20 protein-coding genes, 3 tRNA genes and 1 pseudogene are annotated in these 17,756 nt (G+C 64.6%); 9 read left to right on the top strand and 15 right to left on the bottom strand.

The window, feature by feature from the left end; all coding sequences use genetic code 11:
* Nucleotides 1–3 precede the first annotated feature (3 nt).
* From AGRA3207_RS06935 to AGRA3207_RS06905, 7 genes are all read right to left on the bottom strand, one after another.
* Complete coding sequence (locus AGRA3207_RS06935; protein WP_231333719.1) at nt 4–513, bottom strand: GyrI-like domain-containing protein; 510 nt, start codon at nt 511–513, stop codon at nt 4–6.
* Between the two features lie 174 nt (nt 514–687).
* On the bottom strand, nt 688–1,830 hold the full coding sequence (locus AGRA3207_RS06930) for a site-specific integrase (RefSeq protein WP_231333718.1): 1,143 nt from the start codon (nt 1,828–1,830) through the stop codon (nt 688–690).
* 105 nt (nt 1,831–1,935) lie between these two features.
* On the bottom strand, nt 1,936–2,097 hold the full coding sequence (locus AGRA3207_RS06925; protein WP_231333717.1) for a helix-turn-helix domain-containing protein: 162 nt from the start codon (nt 2,095–2,097) through the stop codon (nt 1,936–1,938).
* 187 nt (nt 2,098–2,284) lie between these two features.
* Nucleotides 2,285–4,081 carry a cell division protein FtsK gene (locus AGRA3207_RS06920; RefSeq protein ID WP_231333716.1) on the bottom strand — a complete coding sequence of 599 codons (1,797 nt, stop codon included), beginning with the start codon at nt 4,079–4,081 and terminating at the stop codon, nt 2,285–2,287.
* Nucleotides 4,078–4,422 (bottom strand): hypothetical protein, encoded by a 345-nt coding sequence (locus tag AGRA3207_RS06915; RefSeq protein WP_231333715.1) that lies wholly within the window; start codon nt 4,420–4,422, stop codon nt 4,078–4,080. The genes AGRA3207_RS06920 and AGRA3207_RS06915 overlap by 4 nt, the downstream gene beginning before the upstream one ends.
* Nucleotides 4,423–4,438: 16 nt before the next feature.
* Nucleotides 4,439–4,630 carry a hypothetical protein gene (locus tag AGRA3207_RS06910; protein WP_231333714.1) on the bottom strand — a complete coding sequence of 64 codons (192 nt, stop codon included), beginning with the start codon at nt 4,628–4,630 and terminating at the stop codon, nt 4,439–4,441.
* A 157-nt stretch (nt 4,631–4,787) separates the two neighbouring features.
* Complete coding sequence (locus AGRA3207_RS06905; RefSeq protein ID WP_231333713.1) at nt 4,788–4,988, bottom strand: hypothetical protein; 201 nt, start codon at nt 4,986–4,988, stop codon at nt 4,788–4,790.
* A gap of 178 nt (nt 4,989–5,166) precedes the next feature.
* Between AGRA3207_RS06905 and AGRA3207_RS06900 the strand changes: the two genes are divergently transcribed.
* Both AGRA3207_RS06900 and AGRA3207_RS06895 read left to right on the top strand, forming a co-directional pair.
* Nucleotides 5,167–5,910, top strand: coding sequence for an XRE family transcriptional regulator (locus tag AGRA3207_RS06900; RefSeq protein ID WP_231333712.1), 744 nt, complete (start codon nt 5,167–5,169; stop codon nt 5,908–5,910).
* Nucleotide 5,911: 1 nt separating this feature from the next.
* A complete protein-coding gene (locus tag AGRA3207_RS06895; protein WP_231333711.1) occupies nt 5,912–6,388 on the top strand; it encodes an NUDIX domain-containing protein in 477 nt (158 codons plus the stop codon).
* A 22-nt stretch (nt 6,389–6,410) separates the two neighbouring features.
* Here AGRA3207_RS06895 and AGRA3207_RS06890 read toward each other — a convergent pair whose 3' ends face one another.
* The 6 genes from AGRA3207_RS06890 to AGRA3207_RS06865 form a co-directional block, all read right to left on the bottom strand.
* The gene (locus AGRA3207_RS06890; protein WP_231333710.1) at nt 6,411–8,180 is read right to left on the bottom strand and encodes an ATP-binding protein; all 1,770 of its coding nucleotides are present in this window, start codon (nt 8,178–8,180) and stop codon (nt 6,411–6,413) included.
* A complete protein-coding gene (locus tag AGRA3207_RS06885) occupies nt 8,177–9,391 on the bottom strand; it encodes a hypothetical protein (protein WP_231333709.1) in 1,215 nt (404 codons plus the stop codon). Before AGRA3207_RS06885 ends, AGRA3207_RS06890 begins: the two co-directional genes overlap by 4 nt.
* Before the next feature lie 311 nt (nt 9,392–9,702).
* The gene (locus tag AGRA3207_RS06880; protein WP_231333708.1) at nt 9,703–10,296 is read right to left on the bottom strand and encodes an HD domain-containing protein; all 594 of its coding nucleotides are present in this window, start codon (nt 10,294–10,296) and stop codon (nt 9,703–9,705) included.
* A 49-nt stretch (nt 10,297–10,345) separates the two neighbouring features.
* Complete coding sequence (locus AGRA3207_RS06875) at nt 10,346–10,813, bottom strand: GntR family transcriptional regulator (protein WP_231333707.1); 468 nt, start codon at nt 10,811–10,813, stop codon at nt 10,346–10,348.
* Nucleotides 10,806–11,168 carry a hypothetical protein gene (locus tag AGRA3207_RS06870; RefSeq protein ID WP_231333706.1) on the bottom strand — a complete coding sequence of 121 codons (363 nt, stop codon included), beginning with the start codon at nt 11,166–11,168 and terminating at the stop codon, nt 10,806–10,808. Before AGRA3207_RS06870 ends, AGRA3207_RS06875 begins: the two co-directional genes overlap by 8 nt.
* Before the next feature lie 77 nt (nt 11,169–11,245).
* Complete coding sequence (locus AGRA3207_RS06865) at nt 11,246–11,512, bottom strand: hypothetical protein (protein ID WP_231333705.1); 267 nt, start codon at nt 11,510–11,512, stop codon at nt 11,246–11,248.
* A 169-nt stretch (nt 11,513–11,681) separates the two neighbouring features.
* Between AGRA3207_RS06865 and AGRA3207_RS06860 the strand changes: the two genes are divergently transcribed.
* Nucleotides 11,682–12,413, top strand: a complete 732-nt coding sequence (locus AGRA3207_RS06860; RefSeq protein ID WP_231333704.1) for a MerR family transcriptional regulator — start codon at nt 11,682–11,684, stop codon at nt 12,411–12,413.
* A 357-nt stretch (nt 12,414–12,770) separates the two neighbouring features.
* On the opposite strand, the pseudogene AGRA3207_RS06855 reads toward AGRA3207_RS06860, so the two are convergent.
* Nucleotides 12,771–13,088, bottom strand: a pseudogene (locus tag AGRA3207_RS06855) (DUF2637 domain-containing protein); the annotation flags it as partial.
* A complete protein-coding gene (locus AGRA3207_RS06850; RefSeq protein WP_231333703.1) occupies nt 13,081–13,302 on the bottom strand; it encodes a hypothetical protein in 222 nt (73 codons plus the stop codon). The pseudogene AGRA3207_RS06855 and the gene AGRA3207_RS06850, both read right to left, overlap by 8 nt.
* A gap of 256 nt (nt 13,303–13,558) precedes the next feature.
* Here AGRA3207_RS06850 and AGRA3207_RS06845 point away from each other — a divergent pair, with 256 nt between their 5' ends.
* The 6 genes from AGRA3207_RS06845 to AGRA3207_RS06820 all read left to right on the top strand — a co-directional run bounded on the left by AGRA3207_RS06845 (nt 13,559) and on the right by AGRA3207_RS06820 (nt 17,597).
* Nucleotides 13,559–13,804: a sigma factor-like helix-turn-helix DNA-binding protein gene (locus tag AGRA3207_RS06845; RefSeq protein WP_231333702.1), complete on the top strand. Its 246-nt coding sequence runs from the start codon at nt 13,559–13,561 to the stop codon at nt 13,802–13,804.
* 212 nt (nt 13,805–14,016) lie between these two features.
* Nucleotides 14,017–14,101, top strand: a tRNA-Ser gene (locus tag AGRA3207_RS06840).
* A gap of 5 nt (nt 14,102–14,106) precedes the next feature.
* Nucleotides 14,107–14,179: transfer RNA gene (locus AGRA3207_RS06835), tRNA-Met, on the top strand.
* Between the two features lie 14 nt (nt 14,180–14,193).
* Nucleotides 14,194–14,268: transfer RNA gene (locus tag AGRA3207_RS06830), tRNA-His, on the top strand.
* A gap of 110 nt (nt 14,269–14,378) precedes the next feature.
* Entirely contained in the window at nt 14,379–16,235 is a 1,857-nt protein-coding gene (locus AGRA3207_RS06825; RefSeq protein WP_231333701.1) for a glycoside hydrolase family 3 protein, read from the top strand.
* 168 nt (nt 16,236–16,403) lie between these two features.
* Nucleotides 16,404–17,597: an ROK family transcriptional regulator gene (locus AGRA3207_RS06820; RefSeq protein WP_231333700.1), complete on the top strand. Its 1,194-nt coding sequence runs from the start codon at nt 16,404–16,406 to the stop codon at nt 17,595–17,597.
* Nucleotides 17,598–17,756 lie beyond the last annotated feature (159 nt).

The following is a 17,756-nucleotide window of genomic DNA, read 5'->3' as shown; positions in this document are numbered from 1 at the left end:
CGGTCAGGCGTCGGCCACTTTCAGCGTGACGTCGGTCACCCAGTCGTTGGGGTCGGGCACCTCCAGCGGATGCGTCTTGAAGACCTCCAGGCGGCACGCCCACCGCTCGCCGCGCTCCCCGTCCTCCCTGTCCCACGCGAGGCCCTGGTCCGTCCCCCAGCCGAGCACGGCGGCCGTGACGTCGACCAGCTGGTCGGGGTGGCCGGTATGGGTGTACGTGACGTACCGCCCGGCGGGGAGCGTGCCGGGGAAGATCTCGCCCTCGCCCTCGACGGCCGCCGCCAGCGGCACGCCGCCCTCGACCTCCAGCGTGCCCGCCATGTCGATGACGTTGTACCTGAGGAACGGCGCCCCGGCGGGCGCGATCCCGCGTCCGGAGAGCCACTCCAGGACCACCGGGATCCGGTCGGCGATCCGCGCGAACGTGGTGAGCGTGACGTCCCGCCTCATCGCCACATAGGGGACGGCGGGACGCTCCACGATGACCGGCTCCGCCGGCAGCTTCGTCGTCATGGACAGGCAGACCACCGAACCACCCGGAACTCATCGCCCCCACCCCCGGACCAGCGAATCGCAGACTCAACGCTTCCTTAAAACGGGCGCAAGGATGGATCTTGAAGCGCCGCAGGTGGGAGAGCGGAGGTTTCTCGTCTTAAGGCGTGGGGAGCCGATTCGGGAGCCGCGCACCTACGCGGACGTGGCCTTGCGGGTGAAGATGTCGTTCATGTGCTCAGCGCCGTCGCGGATCTCCGGCTTGAGCTGGTGACGATAGACGGTCTCGGTGATCTTCGTGCTGGAGTGCCCCACGAGGACGCTGATCTTCTCTATCGGGACGTCGTGGTCACTCATGATGGACACGAACGTGTGCCTCAGTTCGCGGGGACACCACTCGGTCGGGTTGAGCCCCGCCGCTTTGATCAGCTTGCCGAACCGGTGGTGGACGTGTTGGCGTGCGTACGGGCGACCGTCCTCGTGGCAGAACACGAGGTTGCGGTCTTCATATGCCTCCCCGGCCTTGAGCTTTTCGGCCGCCTGTCTCGTCTTGAGGCTGCGGAGTGCGTGCACGGCCATGTCGGCGACACCGAGACCACGACGGCTGAGCTTCGTCTTGGTCTCGCCCCTGTGCCGGTCGGCTCGCAGGACGTAAACGGTCGCCTTGTCGAGGTCGACGTCACTCCACTTGAGGGTACGGAGTTCCTCTGTGCGGAGCCCTGAGACGATCGCGAGGACGACGTACGCGCCGATTCGATGTTCGGGCTTGCCTGCCTCGCCGAGTAGCGCGGTGGCCTGTTGCAGGCTGAGTGAGTGCGACTTGCGGCCAGCCTTGCCGTCTGGCGTGTCCACCAGTTCGGCGACGTTCCTGCCGATGCGGTCATGGCGCGCTGCCCGGCGGATCGACCTCTTGAGAACGCCGTGCACGATCCCAAGCGAGGACGAGGTGAGGTGCTCGGCCCTGCCGTTGAGCCAGGTCTCGACGTCATCAGCGGACAGCTTCTTGAGACGTGTCGCACCGATGAACGGAATGAGTTGGTGATCCGCAAGGGACCGGTAGACGTCGTACGTTGACGTTGACTTCCCGGACTTGGCGAACGCGGTGAGCCAGTCCTCTACTGCGTCGCGGACGTAGTAGTTGCGGTCGGTCTTGACGCCCTTGTCCAGCTCATCGACGGCTTCCTTGAGCTTGTTCTTGACCTCCGTCTTGGTGCGTCCCTTCCTCTTGAGCCGCTTGCGCTTGCCGTTCGGGCCGGTCCCGAGTTCGAGCGCGCCGGTGTATCCATCGCCTTCCTCGTAGATGGTTCCGTCGTAGCTGCCGATCGAAATCTGTGCCAACGGATCCCTCCTTGTCTCTTGCGAGGTCACCACTGACCCTAACTCAAGACGTCCCAAGACGTCCCTGTCTTGTGGGTGGCGATTTCGGACCTCCCAGGGCGCGGTTCAGCGCGTCTCTTCGAGGCAGGGCTCTTCCAGGGAGCTGACGAACTCGGTGAGGTGCTGATCAGTGATGCGGCGAAGCTTGCCGATCTTGATGCTGCGCAGTTGACCGGTGCGGATCAGGAAGTAGACCTTGTCCCGTCCGATGCTGAGGATCTCGGCCACTTGCTCGACGGTGTACGCCTGCAAAGGTCACCACCTCCTTTCACCCGGTGTCGGTCCCGGGGCGTGATGATGTGAGTGCGGATCATCTCCTTGACTACGTTGGGTGCTCGTCTCGGTCTCGTCTCACGGCCGTCTCTCTCGCCCATACGTGCAGGCGCACGCGTGAGATGAGACATTGAGACGATCACTAAGCGTGATCGGACGCCTTGTAGCGTCCGCGTCCCACCTGAACCGCTCGGCCGGACTTCACGAGATCGTTGAGCCGCCGGTAGAGGGTTGGTCGGCTCATCCCCGTGAGCATCAAAAGATGAGCGACCGAGGTCCCCTCGATCGGTGCACCCTCCAACGCCTCTCCTAGCGCCGTCTCGGCGTGCTCGTCCCCCGACAGTGCCCTACGAGGGGACGGAGCCACGGCTGCGTCGACGAACTTTGAGCGTCCCTCCTCCAGCGCCTCGCGAGAGACCACGTCCAGCCCCGGACGCAGCGCAGCATGATGCTCGGCGGCCGCGCTCACCGCAGCGTCCGTCAGGAGATACGCGCGCCCGCGCTGGGGCGTGTCGTGCTCCGGCGCAGACAGCAAGAACTTGCCGGGCGCATCGAGGGTGTGGGCGTGCCATCCTGCGCCGAGCATCCCTTGCCCAAGGATGAGGTCGACGTCTCTCCGCTCACGGACGCGGAAGCAGATACGCACGTCCATTTGTGACCGGACGGCACCCTTTCCCATCGCCTTCTGCGTGGGCCGCTGAGTCGCTGCGATGAGGGTCACGGCTACGGCTCGTCCGCGCCGTGCGATGGAGTCAGTGTCGCCGGCAGCTTCGGGGGCGTCGTCCGCGAGTTCGGCGTACTCGTCCACAATGATCACGAGTGCGGGATAGTCCGGCGAAGGGTCCCACACGCGTCGCCCTTGGGCTGCGAGCCACTGTGCACGCCCCTCAAGGACGACCACGGCATCGCGAAGCATCATGCGGGCCTGATCCGGGGTTGTCGCGAGGCGATCGATGCAAGATGCCCACGGTCGCAGTTCCATACCGCGCTTGAGGTCGATGGCCCAGATGACCGCGTCCCGACACGCGCTGAGGTTCCCCATCAGGACGTTAATGCCGCCGCTCTTGCCCGAACCGGCCACGCCCCCGATGAGCGCATGCCGGCGCAGCAGCAGAACACGCGCGCTACTAGCGTCCTCAAACGGCCCCAGGTCGATCGGTTCGACGATGGAGGCGACAGATGCTCCCGGCCACGGAATCGCCTCAGCGTGCGGATCGGCGTCCAGCACACGCAGCTCGAACCGGTTGGCCTTGGCATCCCGTGTGGGAAAGACACGCACAGCTCCTCGAAACGTCCCAAGTGCCGACTCAATCGCAGGAACCCTCGCTGTGACGTCCTGGATGGTCTGACCACGTGCCAACGCGAACCGGGCACGCCATCCCCAGACGTCCACCACCGCGGACTGCACACGCGAGCCGCGCAGACCGACCGACTCTGCGATATCAGGCCATGCGGCTATTTGCCGATCGACGCGCACCTTGGATCGCCGTCTTCGGTGGAGCCACCACGGGATGGCGAGCAGAACCCCACCTCCCACGAGTGCCCACAGAAGGGGGGAGAAGGCGATACCGAGAGCGGTGACGGCAGCGAGCCAGCCACCCCCACTCATGACGACGACAGCCGCGTACAGCCGCTCACTAGGCAGCACGAGCCCAAGCCGATTGCCGAACAGCGCCAGAATCCACGTCGCCACGGTGGCAACACTGAGTAGACACGGCCACCACTTGGAGTGCGTGATGTGGAGGACCGTGCCACCCAACGCGAGCATGAACCCGGAGTAGAACGGTGCGAGTTCGGACCGGTAGCGCCACAGAGCGCGCACGATGAGAACAACCGCCACGTCTGGCAACCGGTCGTCCCTGTCGAGTATGACCACCGGCTGAAGGCCGTTGCGCCGCAACTTCCGCGCATGGCGTTGGATCTTGCGCGATCGGTTCAAGACCGCCCCCAAGGGCCGGGGGGAAGGTGTCCTTGCGCGCGCAGCTCGTCCCGCAAGTAATACAACGGGTCCGGCTCGGCGTCGTGAGCGGCGTTCAACGTGGCGCGGCCGGCAGCGACCAGGTTGGCGCGGTCCCGACGGACCTTCGCCAGGGCCGCTACGAGTCGGGTGGTCTCGGAGATCAGAGCGGAGATGTCGCCGAGTGCGCTATTGAGGCGAAGCCACAGATCTCCAGCGGACGGCATTGCGTCCGACAAGGCGGAGAGGATCTCGCGTGCGGTGAGATTGCGGGCACGGACCTCCTGAAGATCGATCTTGAGTTGCTCGGAACTGTCTGACACTAGGGCATCACTCCCTTCAGCCAGCGCGGCTCAGCGATTGGACGAGGACGGCTACAAGCCGCCGGATCTCTGGGGCCGCGCTCGTCGCGGCGAGGAAGAACCCGAACAGCAGGCACAAGAGCACGTGCCAGGCACGAAGCCCCATGTAGCGCCAGGCGAACCAGACGACGATTCCCAGAATTGCGACGAGCGGAATGGAAACGGTCACGGCCCCTCTTGGAACCAGGGACCCGCATACCGCGAGCCGCGCCCCCGCCGCAGCCATCGGGCGCGGGAACGGCACTTGCGGCACCGTTGGCTGCCGCGCTCGACATGGGCGCCGCACACACACGAATGAGCCGTGATCACACGAGGCAGACGCACGCTCACCGCCCCACCATCGGGACGTCGTCACACGTCTCCGTGCGGAGGACCCGCCGTGAGACGGAGCCGACCCGCGACGAGGCGACGCGGCCACGGGCGGCCCGACGCTCCTCGGAGTGGATGCCGATGACGAGCATGGCGAAGATTCCGCAGGTGGAGCCAGCGAGGAAGACGGCGATGACGGAGGCCAGGACGAGGATCATTCGTGATCACTCCTCTCGTAAGGCCCGTTTCCAGTGGAGGCAATACGGGCGGTTGGCGACTTACGAGACCGAGAGTGCGCCTGACCTGGGGGACGAGATCACTACATGACTGGACGTGTTCATGACGTCCTCGTAGGGTTGACCGCGTCCTAGGACGTCCCGGGATCCGGACGGGTGCATGCCGAACGAACGCCTACGCGCGACTCTGCTTGAGCAGGGGCTGACCATCGCCACGCTCGCCGAGTCGATCGGTGTCGACCAAAAGACAGTGGAGCGGTGGATCACTAAGGATCGCACCCCCTACCGGCGGCATCGCTACGCAGTGGCTTCACGTCTGGGCGTGGACGAAGCGTTCCTTTGGCCGGACGCCCTCACCAACGAGCAAGTCACCGCAGCGTCCGGCAGCGAGCTAGTGACGATCTACCCCCACCGCTCAACGGTCCCAAGGGACGCATGGGGACGTCTCTTTGCCACGGCCAAGGAAGAGATCGGCATCCTCGTCTACGCCGGCCTGTTCTTGTCAGAAGACAGCGGCATCCAACGCACCCTCACTGAGAAGGCCAGCGCTGGCGTCCGCATCCGCATCCTTCTCGGTGACCCGGACAGCCCCCAAGTAGCCGACCGCGGCACGGACGAGGGCGTAGACGACGCGATGGCAGCGAAAATCCGTAACGCCCTCGTTCTCTACAAGAGCCTCCGCAGGCTGGACGGCGTAGAGTTCCGCTTCCACCAAACGGTCCTCTACAACTCCATCTACAGGGCAGACGACCAGCTCCTAGTCAACACCCACGTCTACGGCGTCACAGCCGCCCTAGCGCCCGTATGGCATCTCAGACGCATAGCTGGTGGAGACCTGGTAAACACCTACCTAGAGAGCTTCGAGCGCGTCTGGCAATCCGCCACACCCATCCCGGGAGACTGACATGGGCCGCAGAATCGACTACTACGACGATCCCAACGCCCCCAAGGCCAACAGCCTCGTCCCGGCCGTCAACGTCGTCGTAGAGAATGACAAGGGCGAGATCCTTATGATCCGCCGCACCGACAACGACAACTGGGCCCTACCAGGCGGTGCCATAGACCTAGGCGAGTCCGTAACCCAAGCCGCCATCCGCGAAACCAAAGAGGAAACCGGAATAGACGTAGAGATCACCGGCCTAGTAGGCATCTACAGCGACCCTAAACACGTTATTCACTACACCAGCAATAATGAGGTGCGACAGGAATTTTCGGTTGTGCTAACTGCCAGGGGCCTTGCCGGAGTCCTCGCGCCAAGCGATGAGTCTGCCCAGGTATGCTGGGTGTCGCGAAAGACACGTTCCGGCCTTGCCATGGACAAGTCAATGAGGCTGAGAGTCGAAGACTATTTTCGGCGACTTGAGAACCCCAGATTGGCATAGTAGTCAACTAATCTTCGCCTGCTTAAGTCTGCCACTTCTCAACTATTGTTTTCACGGCGACATTAAGCCAATCCATCTTCCATTCGGTATGGAAGTTGATATCGCGAGAATCTGGCCGCTGGTCAAGCTCGTCTACTCTAATGAGTGAAGGTATCGAAACTGAATCCCCGATAACTATCACTTCTTGTTTTTCGAGAGTTGGCAAGGTGTCGGTTATTGCACTAACTGTGTCTGGAAGTAGCCGTTTGACGTAATTCTGATCAGCTGGATTTGTAAGCCTCATTGTCACGAAGTTGTTACACTGGGAGAAAACCGTCTCGGAAACTTCGGATGGACGCTGACTTACGATCATGAGGGACACTCCATACTTACGCCCCTCCTTCGCGATGCGCTCAATAGATTTCTTCACTGAACTATACTTTGCTCCATCGCTGCGCGGAATGTAGTTGTGTGCCTCCTCATAAACGAGGAGATAAGGCATATCCTGGTCCCCCGAGAGGCGGCTTCTTTTGAAGTGGAACGCAAATGTGAAGACAATTCTGCTTATCAGTGAGACTACGACGCTCAGTACTTCAAAGGGTATCCCACTGAGATCTAGGATTGTGACGTTCTTGTTCCTTTCGACGGCTCCTCCGTATCCAGTGAACTGGCCAAGTATCTCCGCCAAATCGCAAGTCGCATATTCTTGCCCGTTGTCCTTTCGCGGCTCCAGTAGGAAGCTGAGTCGCTTGTCGTTTAGCCTCGCTTCGAGGCGCATCAAGAACCGATTAAACTCGCCATAGAACGGGCCGTTCGAAGCTTTGTCGTTTTTCCCTGTGGAGCTCGGAACAAAGCGCCTTCGTGATTCGAAATAGAAATCCGGTCTTCGGTTGACGAGAGTTCCGTCATCAAGCTTAGGTACGTTCTCATCTACAAGCTTGCCTATGACCTCGGAATTTAGATTATTGAGATAGTTAATCACCTCGCTCAGGCTAAAATACACGGGCGAGTCATAAGATGGAGATTTGGTGGAGGCTGCCATATGGCGCTGCTTATTCTCAATTACAGCTTGACGGAACTGAGAAATTTGATTGTGTGAATTATGCTCCGCGCTTTCGATGAACATCTCTTCGAGTTCTTCTGAGTTCATCAACCAGTAGGGAAGGTGAAGATTGTCGGTGTCGATGATTCGGGCGTTCGGGAATGCGGTCCGATACTCACCATGTAGATCGAAAATGATGACATGGGAGTTGTTCAGGATACCTGCTGTCTTCTGGGATTCAGAGGGCCTGATGCCTTCTTGTAGGATCTTAGCGACTGTACAAGATTTTCCGGCACCAGTTGAGCCTATTACGCCGATGTGCTTGCCGAAGAACTTGTCTCCATCTAAAATCAGTCGAACCTGCTCGTTCTGAGCTAGCGAACCAAAGCTGAACTTCTTATTATCAGGTACACCGCTATAAATCTCGTCCAGAACGCTCTTTCCGGCAATCTCGATGCGTGTGGGTGGTATCGCAATCTGCTTGCCTCCTCTAGCGAACTTTCCGTCTTGCAGCCGGCCCACGGGTTGAGCGTCAACGACAAAACTGGGTTCTCCGATACTCAGACCGGTTGGGTCAGACAGCACATCTTTAATTCGATAGCTTCTGACTATCGCCACCACAGAGAGACCGTTCTCATCGGAAATTTTAAGGTAGCTTCCGATTTCCATCTGCATATCAAGGTTTTGATATTCAACAGTTGAGCGCACCTCGACCTGAATGAGGTCTGGAGCAACGCTCACGACTTGAGCGACAGAGCTTAGGTCCGTCATCGCTTTCTCCTGCTGATTATCTGCTTGATCTCGTGAGGGCCTGCCGTCGGCAGATGAATTTTCTGCTTCACCTTGCCGGGGGGACCTATCTCAGCAAGATGTCCTGTGCTGAAGAGTATATGAATGTCTTCTATATCGGTGCCGTACTTAGCATACGTCTCGGCACTGAGAACTCTGAGAGAATATGAATGTAGCCCGATCTTCTTGGTATGGTTTCGCTCAATGTTGACCACGGGTTGGCGATTAAACGTCTCGACACTGAAACTTAGGTGCTCGTAGCCGTCGTTGAAAATTATTTGTTCTCGCAGGAGGGCGAGCTTGACTTGTTCCACATCCTCTGAGCCGCCATCAATTATGAGAGTCCAAGGCTTAGCGCCGACAAGCGAATCGTCCGCGAATTGGGAAGTTGCTAAAAAGTACGCCAGGTCCGAGATGTTCTCTACGCTGTTTGTCTCGGTCGTGAGGGCTAGGCACCGCCAACGGGTGGGTCGGAACGCGTCTGTTCTGTTAATCTTGTGCTGTATGGCTTTTACGAGTTGCTGCTGAGATAGAATCTCTTCCTGCCAACGGGTAAACAGAAGATCCTTCTTGTCTATCAGAGCGATGAAGCTAGCGCGAGAGATCGTTCGCTCCTTTGCCTCCTTCTTAATCGCGAGATCCATTACGCACGAGAGTGCGTTCCCGTAGTGCAGGTCCTGGGCATCTTTAGGTGCCCCACTGAGGGCCTTGTTGAGGGCTGTCATAGCAAGCTCGCGTTGAGCATCAAAAGACGGACCGGACGTAATTTTAATGCGGCGGGAAAAGCGAGCTATCGTAGACTCTGAGAAGTCTGTGTAGTGTAGAAGCGTGGCCGGATTTTTTCGCTTCTCCTCCGTGAGCGCTTTTTTTATCTCAGAAACTGTCAAACTGTCAGGCACGAAATCTGGATCGGAATAGTGGACAAATAGTCGATAGTCATACTCTTTGCCTTCTGCAAAAGAACGAAGCATTGCTATCAAGGGCTTGCGCAAACCTCGAAGTGAAAAGGAGGTGTCCTCGTGGTATTTACACTGGACGGCCTCCACTTCGCTTTGGCCGTGCACGTCGAAATCTTCGCAGCCTTCGATCGTCATCATCTCGGATGGGCCGAGATCAAGTATTGCGATTATCGTTCGATCGAACTGGTAGGCGTAGCCCTTAATGGCTGGGCCAGCTGCTCGCGACGTGGTCATCGACGCAACGATCCTTGTGGTGCTCGTAGACAGCCTTGGAGGCGATGGCCAGGCCGGGCTCTTGAACCCTGGCCCTACGCCCCAAGGGGTAACGGTCTCCGGAGACGCGCCCGGTGTGGGGTTCAAACTTAGCAACATCTTGACCGGGTGCATCACATGTCACAGCGGCGTGTCGCGTACCTGTCTAGGAGAGCGGCATGGACGCAGGGGGTTCGTAAGACGAAAAGTGAGTTTTACTCACATTTGTGTGAAGTGCGTGGATCGTAGCTTCTGTCGTGCCTTGTGGGTTATCTGCCCTTTTTGGTGTGCTTCTAGCGATCGAGAAGGACGATGGGGCGGGTTTGCTGGTTGACGGGTTTGGCGCGGAGCATGTTCTCAACCCTGCGCACAGAGATGGTGAGCGCGGGGGATGCTTGCCTGATGGCCCGACTGACGGCATGGGTGCGTTCGTATCTAATTTGGATCTCCGTCAGTCTCTCCCCTACTGCCACGACCTCTCCCTGAGGACTGGTCGTCATATCGCAGTACGTCAAGAAGTCGTTTAGGAGCGGAGTCTGCCCGCCGAAGTCTTGGGCCCAGACTGAGGACATGTCTCGCTCGCGGGCTTCGATCATGGCGCAGGAGTGGTGGGCTACTAGGCGGCATAGGTGGGTGTCGGCTTCGTGGGTGTCGCGAAGGTAGCGGGCGCCGTCTAGGGGGTGGAAGCCGGTGTCTACGAGGTCGGGGGCGTAGCCGATGTCGTGGAGCCATGCGGCGGCTTCTAGGAGGTCTGCTTGGTCGCCGAGGATGGGGGCGAGGGTGCGGGCTTGTCGGGCTACGCCTTGGGTGTGGGCCCAGCGGCGGGGGAGTGGGGTTTCGAGGTGTTTGCGTGCGAGGTCGCGTGCCCATGCTGCAGTGTTCTTCATGGGTGTGACGGTACGGGGGCGTGGGTGGACGTCCACGGGCGTGTGGGGTTCATCTGGGGACGTCTTGGCGGACGAAGCGTCCTTTGCCGGGAACACAGGTCACGAGGTCGGCGGCCTCTAGGGCGATGAGGGCCGTGCGGGCTGTGAAGCGGGATACGTCGTAGTGCCGTGAGAGTTGGCTTTCGCTCGGAAGGGCGTCGCCGGGACGGAGTGATCCTGTCTCGATTTCCTGGCGGAGATTTGCGGTGATGCGCTCGCGTTGGGTGCGTGGCCGGGGGATGGGTTGTGTGGTGGGGCCGTGGGCGAAGCGGCCAAGGCCGGTGCGGACCATCATGAGTCCTTCGGCCTCTAGGGCGGCCAGGGCCCGCCGCACGGTGTTGCGGGCGACGTTGAATTCGGCGCAGAGGGCGGCTTCGCTGGGGAGGCGGCTGCCGGGGGCGTAGGTGCCGTCTTTGAGGCGCTTGCGTAGGGCGTCGGTGAGTCGGAGGTAGGTGCCCCTTGGTGCGCGGCTACTCATATCTGGCCTGCTCGTCTTTGTAGGGATTTGAAGCGGCTGCGGCGAGTGGTGTGAGCAGGATGTTGACCTTGTCGACGGCGACGTTGACGCGGGTGCATCGTGTGAGCCATTCGCCGGTGCTGGATCGGTACCACCAGGCGTCGACCCCCCAGGCGATCGAGATGCTCTCCCCCATGATCGGCGCGGATCTGGAGAACACGTGCAGGCGTGGGTGGGTCTTGTCGATACGGAGCCGGGTTCTCCAGCCGTCACAGCGCAAGGCGAGGGCGAGGCGGGTGAGATGCCAGCGTGCCCGCCATGGGCCGGGGTGGGCGAGCTGAGAGGCTGGGGCCGATTTGTTCGGGGGAGTGTTCACCGGCCGCGGCGTTCTTGCTATTGGCGCTGCGTCTCGCCTGGTGGTTCCCTCTGGTGGCTGCGGGAACTCCCACCTCATCATCGGGTTTCCATGCGCTTGGTCTTGGCGCGGTCGGCCTCGTCAAGGAGGGCTTCGCGCAGCGCGCGGGGGCTGGAACAGATGACGGTGGGGTCGATGCCGGCGGACGGGTCGTGCAGGCTGGCCACCCAGTCGCCCAAACGTCCGTCCCGGCGGGTGGCGCGCCAGATGCGGTGACCGGTGAAGTCCCGGCGCAGCTCGGCGAGTGCATCGTCCGGTGGGCATGTGGTCGTGGTGGTGGCCTCTTGGTGCCGGTCATTGGGCATGGTGGTCCCCTTGCGTGGATGCGGTGAGTTGAGTGCGGAAGGGCGTCTTCGCTGGTGATGAGCCTTCCGCTGGAGGTGGGACCTCTCCACCGGCATCTAGGGACGTCTTGGGACGTCTTCTGTTAGCGTCGTTCCTGCGTCGTTCTCACTTGCGTGAGCGGGAGGTCCGGTGAACGACTTGTTGCGGCGTGCCCTTGCCGACGCGCGGCTGACGGAGGCCGGTGTCGCGATCCAACTGGGCGTGGATCCCAAGACGGTTCGCCGGTGGGTGGCTGGAAGGGTGCCCTACCCGCGGCATCGGGCGCGGGTCGCCGCGTTGTGCGGGTGTGAGGAGGCCGACTTGTGGCCTCAGGTAGGGCTCGCGGACGTCAGAGTTGAGTCGCCGGTGGTGGAGATCCTGGCGAGTTACCCGCACCGATGGGCCGTTCCTCGTCCGGTGTGGCAGCAGCTCTTCCAGGGCGCTCGGGACGAGATCGGCGTCCTGGCCTATGCGGGGCTGTTCCTCGCCGAGGACGCTGGCATCATGCGCATGCTCGGCCAGAGGGCGCGCGACGGGGTGGGGGTGCGGGTCCTGCTCGGCGACCCGGACGGCGCGTGCGTCGCCGAACGGGGGAGCAATGAGGGGGTTGGCGAGTCCATGGCCGCGAAGATCCGTAACGCCCTCGTGCACTACCGGGTTCTGCAAGGGGTGGCGGGAGTGGAGATCCGGCTACATGACACCGTGCTCTACAACTCCATGTACCGGGCCGATGACGATCTTCTGATCAACCCGCATGCCTACGGCATTGCCGCGTCCCATGCGCCGGTGTTGCACATGCGCCGGACGGAGGATGGTGACATGGCCAGCACGTACCTGGAGAGCTTTGAGCGGGTGTGGTCGGGCGCATCGCCGGTCGGATAGCGCGCACGACAAAGCCCCAGCCACGGCCCTGTGAGCCGTGGCTGGGGCTTGGTGGTTCAAGCTGGGGCCGTGTGCTCCGTGTTGGTGATGATCTGTTTGACCTTGCGGCGATCCATGCCGTGTTTCTCGGCGAGGTAGCGCTGAGAAGCGGGACGGCCAGGACCGTCCAGGACCGTCCAGGCTCGCCAAATACTCAGCTCGGACTGCCTGCTCTGGGGTCTGTTCCGTTTCGGCGCATGATGCCTGGCGATTTCCCGTGCTGGTAGAGCGCTCGTCTTGGACGAGGGGTGAGCGTGCCGCGCTGCGGGTCAGCGTCATCAACAGCTCGAACGAACCGACCAGGGCGAGTGCTGGCCACGCGCTGACGATGGCGCCTATGGGGCCGTGGTTGGCGCCGTGCGCCACGTTGGCTCCGATGGTCGCGATGATGCCCACGGCAAGGCTCCACTTGGCCAGTGGGGGTGCGGGTTGCTTGCGGCGGCTGGCGTCGAGGATGACCATGGACGCTGCCCAGATCAGTCCGTCCACCGTGAACGGGATAAGGCTGGCCGTTGCGCCGGACTCGCCGTGTGAGCGGACGAGTTCGTAGGCATGGCGGTACGAGATGACAGCGGCCACGGCGGCGACCGTGAGGACGGCCAGGGCTGTTGTGAGCCGGATGAGACGGTCAGCCATCGGCCAGCTCCCGGCGCCACTCCATCACGCACGGGTCGTCCTCGCCATGAGTGATCACTCGTTCGGCGAGGGACAGGGCCGTGATCGTCGCGTTGCGGTCAAGGAGGCGGGGCCCTGTGGAGACTCGCCAGCCGGCAGAGGTTCGGGTTGCTGTGGCTATCGGTTCGTCGTTGACCGTAAGGATCATGCGGTTCTCGGTGATCTTCAGGGCCATGGATGGTCTCCTCCCTGCTGAGGAGGGGGCCACGGGAGCCGGATCCGGGAGCCAACGCCTGTCGATCGTGCTCGACTCGGCTCGACTGGCTCGGACGGCTCCCGTGCTGTCCCTCCTGTGTTTTCGCAGGTGAGCGGCTCCTGAATCGACGTCACCGGACGGCTCTGGACGGGAGCGGGATAAACCCTGCTCAGCCCTCCCTTAAAACGGGCATAAGAGGGCGGCCGTAGGGGCTCTGGGGTGCGAAGTTCGTCGTGTGGCACTGCGAATGGGCAAGAACACCGGTTCGCTCGTCCCCGGCTCGGCGGGGGGGCGGATGCGCCCCGCGGTGGTCGCCCGGGCCTTCCGGGCGTTGCCGCCCGCGCACCGCGAGATCCTCACCGAGACGGTCTTCCGGGACCGGTCGGTCAACGAGGCCGCCGTGGCGCTGGGGGTGCCGGTCGACGTGGTCAAGCTCCGCGTCTACGAGGCCCTCCGCGCGCTCCACTCGGCGCTCGGCTGACCGCCCGAAAACCTGTTGCCGCGCGGACGGCGTCACGGGCAGGGTGGACGTCGAGGGCAGGCGATCGGGATCGGGAGGAGCGGCGTGATGCATCACCGAATGCGCGGCAGTGGCCTGCGCCGTCCCGGGAGTCGCGGCAGGACGTGACCTGTACGTTCTGATGCCCACCGCCCGCGGACCGCGTTGCCCGGCCGGGCGGTTCTTCGTTTCCCGGAGGGTTGGCCGAGAGGGAAGGCAGCGGCTTGCTAAGCCGTGGTCAGGGGTCGCCCTGCGCGAGTTCGAGTCTCGCACCCTCCGCCGGGGCTGAGTAAGGACGCTGGTGCGTCCGGCGGTCTCATAAGCCGTGCGAGGCAGGTTCGATTCCTGCACTCAGCACGTGTCCCGACATGGCGCCCGTGGTGTGGTGGTCTGCACGCCAGGTTGTGATCCTGGAGGTTCCGGTTCGATCCCGGGCGGGCGCCCCAATGGTTCGCGGTTGTTCGTCCTTGTTGTCGAGGTTGGGGTCGCCAGATATTGCCCAGGCGCTGGCGGCGGCTGGCGTTGCGATGGGATGATCTTGGAAACGTTCGCCCCCATGGACCGCTTCTCCCTGAAGATCACGCGCCGCCGCCTCCTGGCCGCCGGCCTGCCGGGTGTGCTGGTGCTCGCGCTTTCCGGCGCGCCGGTCCGGGCGGGGACGCCGGCGGGCTCCGGGCCCGTCCGCTATCTCGACCCGGCGCGGGCCGTCGCCGACCGGGTGGAGGACCTGCTCGCCCGGATGGGCCTGGACGACAAGATCGGCCAGATGACCCAGGCGGAGCGGGGCCACATCACCCCCGCTGAGATCACCCGCTTCCGGGTCGGCTCGGTGCTGTCGGGCGGCGGGTCCGTGCCCACCCCGAACACTCCCCGGGGCTGGGCGGACATGTACGACGGGTTCCAGGGGGCGGCGCTCGCCGCGCCGCTGCGGGTTCCGATCCTGTACGGGGTGGACGCCGTCCACGGGCACAACAACGTCGTCGGCGCGACGGTCTTCCCGCACAACATCGGGCTCGGCGCGACCCGCGACCCGGAGCTGGTGCGGCGGATCGGCGCCGTGACCGCCGAGGAGATGGCGGGGACGGGGGTGGACTGGAACTTCGCGCCGTGCGTGTGCGTCGCCCGCGACGACCGCTGGGGGCGGACGTACGAGTCGTTCGGTGAGGTGCCCGCACTGCCGTCGTCGATGACGACCATCATCGACGGGCTCCAGGGGGGCACGCTGGGCGGGCCCACGTCCGTCCTGGCCACGGCGAAGCACTTCGTGGGCGACGGCGGCACGAAGGACGGTGACGACCAGGGCGACGCGGTCCTTTCCGAGGAGGAGCTGCGGGCCGTCCACCTGCCGCCGTTCCGGGAGGCGGTGCGGCGCGGCGTGGGCTCGGTGATGGTGTCCTACAGCTCGTGGAACGGCGTGAAGATGCACCGGAACCGCCGGCTGATCACCGGCGTGCTGAAGGGCGAGCTGGGCTTCTCCGGATTCGTCGTGTCCGACTACAACGGCATCGACCAGATCGACGGCGAGCCGGGCTTCACCCGCGAGGAGGTCGCCACCGCGGTCAACGCCGGCATCGACATGGTGATGGTGCCCGCGGAATGGCGCCGCTTCATCATCCTGCTGCGCGAGGCGGTCGAGGAGGGGGCCGTGCCGATGGCGCGGATCGACGACGCGACCCGGCGGATCCTGACCAAGAAGGTCGAGCTCGGCCTGTTCGAGCGGCCGATGGCCGACCGGAGCCGGCTCGGCGGCGTCGGGAGCGCCGGGCACCGCGCCCTGGCCAGGCGCGCGGCCGCCGCGTCGCAGGTCGTGCTGAAGAACGAGAACGTGCTGCCGCTGAAGCACGGAGGCAGGATCTTCGTGGCGGGCCGCGCCGCCGACGACATCGGGACGCAGGCCGGCGGCTGGACGGTCACCTGGCAGGGGGCGCCCGGCCCGACCACGCCCGGCACCACGATCCTGGAGGGCATCCGCGAGGCCGCCGGAGGGTCCGCGGAGGTGACCTACGACAGGGACGGCACCGGCGCCGACAAGTCCTACGACGTGGCGGTCGCCGTCGTCGGGGAGCAGCCGTACGCCGAGTACCAGGGCGACCGTGTCGACGGCCTGCGGCTGGACGAGACGGACCTCGGGACGATCGGCAGGCTCCGCGCCGCGGGCGTGCCCGTGGTCGTGGTCCTGGTCTCCGGGCGGCCCCTGGACGTCACGTCCGAGCTGCCCGGCTGGGACGGCTTCGTGGCGTCCTGGCTGCCCGGCACCGAGGGCGCCGGCGTCGCCGACGTCCTGTTCGGCGACACCGCGCCGTCCGGCCGCCTGCCCGTCACCTGGCCCCGCGACGCGGGCCAGGAGCCGATCAACGAGGGCGACGGGCAACGCCCCCTGTACCCCTTCGGCGCCGGCCTCACCTACGGCTAGCGGCGCGGCGGCGGCGGGCGCGGGGGGCGGGCGCGGCCGTCACCGGGTGCCGCCCGTGACGTGGGCGCCTATCCTGGACGCGGGACGCCCACGGCATTATGCAGTTTCATTTCATAATGAGACCCGGCGACAACGCCGTCCGTCCGCCGACCGCCGTCGAGAGGTGCCGTGTCCGAACACTCCCTGCACGGGGGCGACCCGTCGGTCCTCCGCCGCCTCAACTCCGCCGCGATCCTGCGGGCGCTGCGCGACGGCGGCGAGTCGACGCTGACGGGCCTCGCGCGGCAGGTCGGGCTGTCCCGGCCGACCACCGAGGGGGTGCTCGGCGAGCTGGCCCGGCGCGGGCTCGTCGCCGAGGCCGCGGCGCGTCCGGGCACCGGCCTCGGCCGTCCCGCCCGCCGCTACCGCTTCCGTGCCGAGGCCGGGTACGCGCTCGGCATCGAGATCGACGCCCACCGCGTCCGGCTGCTCGTCTGCGACCTCGCCGGGGAGGTCACGGGCGGGCACCGCGCCGACCTCGACGTCGCCGGGCCGCCGGGGGAGCGGATCGCGGCGGTGCGCGCCGCGGTCAAGACGTGCCTGTCCCGCACGGGCGTCCCGCGCCGGGCGCTGTGGGCGGTGGCCGCCGGGACCCCCGGCGTCGTCGCGCCCGGCGGCACCATCGCGTTCTGCACCGTCGTGCCGGGCTGGGAGGGCGTCAACCTCGCCCGCGAGCTCGGCCGCTCGTTCTCCTGCCCCGTCCTGGTGGACAACGACGCCAACCTCGCCGCGCTCGCCGAGCGGTGGCGCGGCGCCGCCCGTGAGGCCGACGACGTCGTGTGCGTCCACGCCGGCCTGCACACCGGCATCGGCGCCCTCATCGGCGGCCGGCTGCACCGGGGCCGGTACGGCGCCGCCGGGGAGATCGGCATGCTGCCCGAGCTGGGGCTGCGCGACACGACCGCCACCCTCATCACCGGGACGGAGGTGGGCCCCGAGGCCGCCTTCGCCGCCCTCGCCGGGATCGCCGCCGCGGGCCCGGAGCTGGACGACGCCGAGCGCGTCCTCGCGGTCGCGGGCTGGGGCGGCGCCGAGGCACGGGCCGTGGTGGAGCGGCTCGCCGCCCGGATGGCCCGCGGCATCGCGGCGATGGCCCTCGCGCTCGACCCGGAGATGATCGTCGTCGGCGGGCCGCTGATCCGGGCGGGCGACCTGCTGGTCGCCGAGCTGCGCCGGCAGGTCCGCCCGCTGTGCCTGAGCCCCGTCCGGATCGAGGCGTCCGAGCTGGGCGACGAGTCGGTCGGGCTCGGCGCCCTCCGCCTCGCCCTCGACCGCATCGACGAGGACCTCTTCCGCCTCGACCGCGTCACGCCCGCGAGCTGAGCCAGGCGCGCGCGCGAACGGCCGTCTCCCGGACCGCCACATCCGGGCCCGCGCGTTGACCCACGTCCGGTAGGCACCTAACGTCCCAGGCGTACCCAGACGGAGACGTTCCGGGTGATGTCAGGGGGCGCGCCCGTGAGGAGGCGCCGCGCCGATGCC

The organism is Actinomadura graeca (genome assembly GCF_019175365.1).
In the GTDB taxonomy this organism is placed as follows: Bacteria; Actinomycetota; Actinomycetes; order Streptosporangiales; family Streptosporangiaceae; genus Spirillospora; species Spirillospora graeca.
The sequence above is the reverse complement of the archived record's forward strand: the minus strand, read 5'-3'. Positions and strand labels throughout refer to the sequence as shown.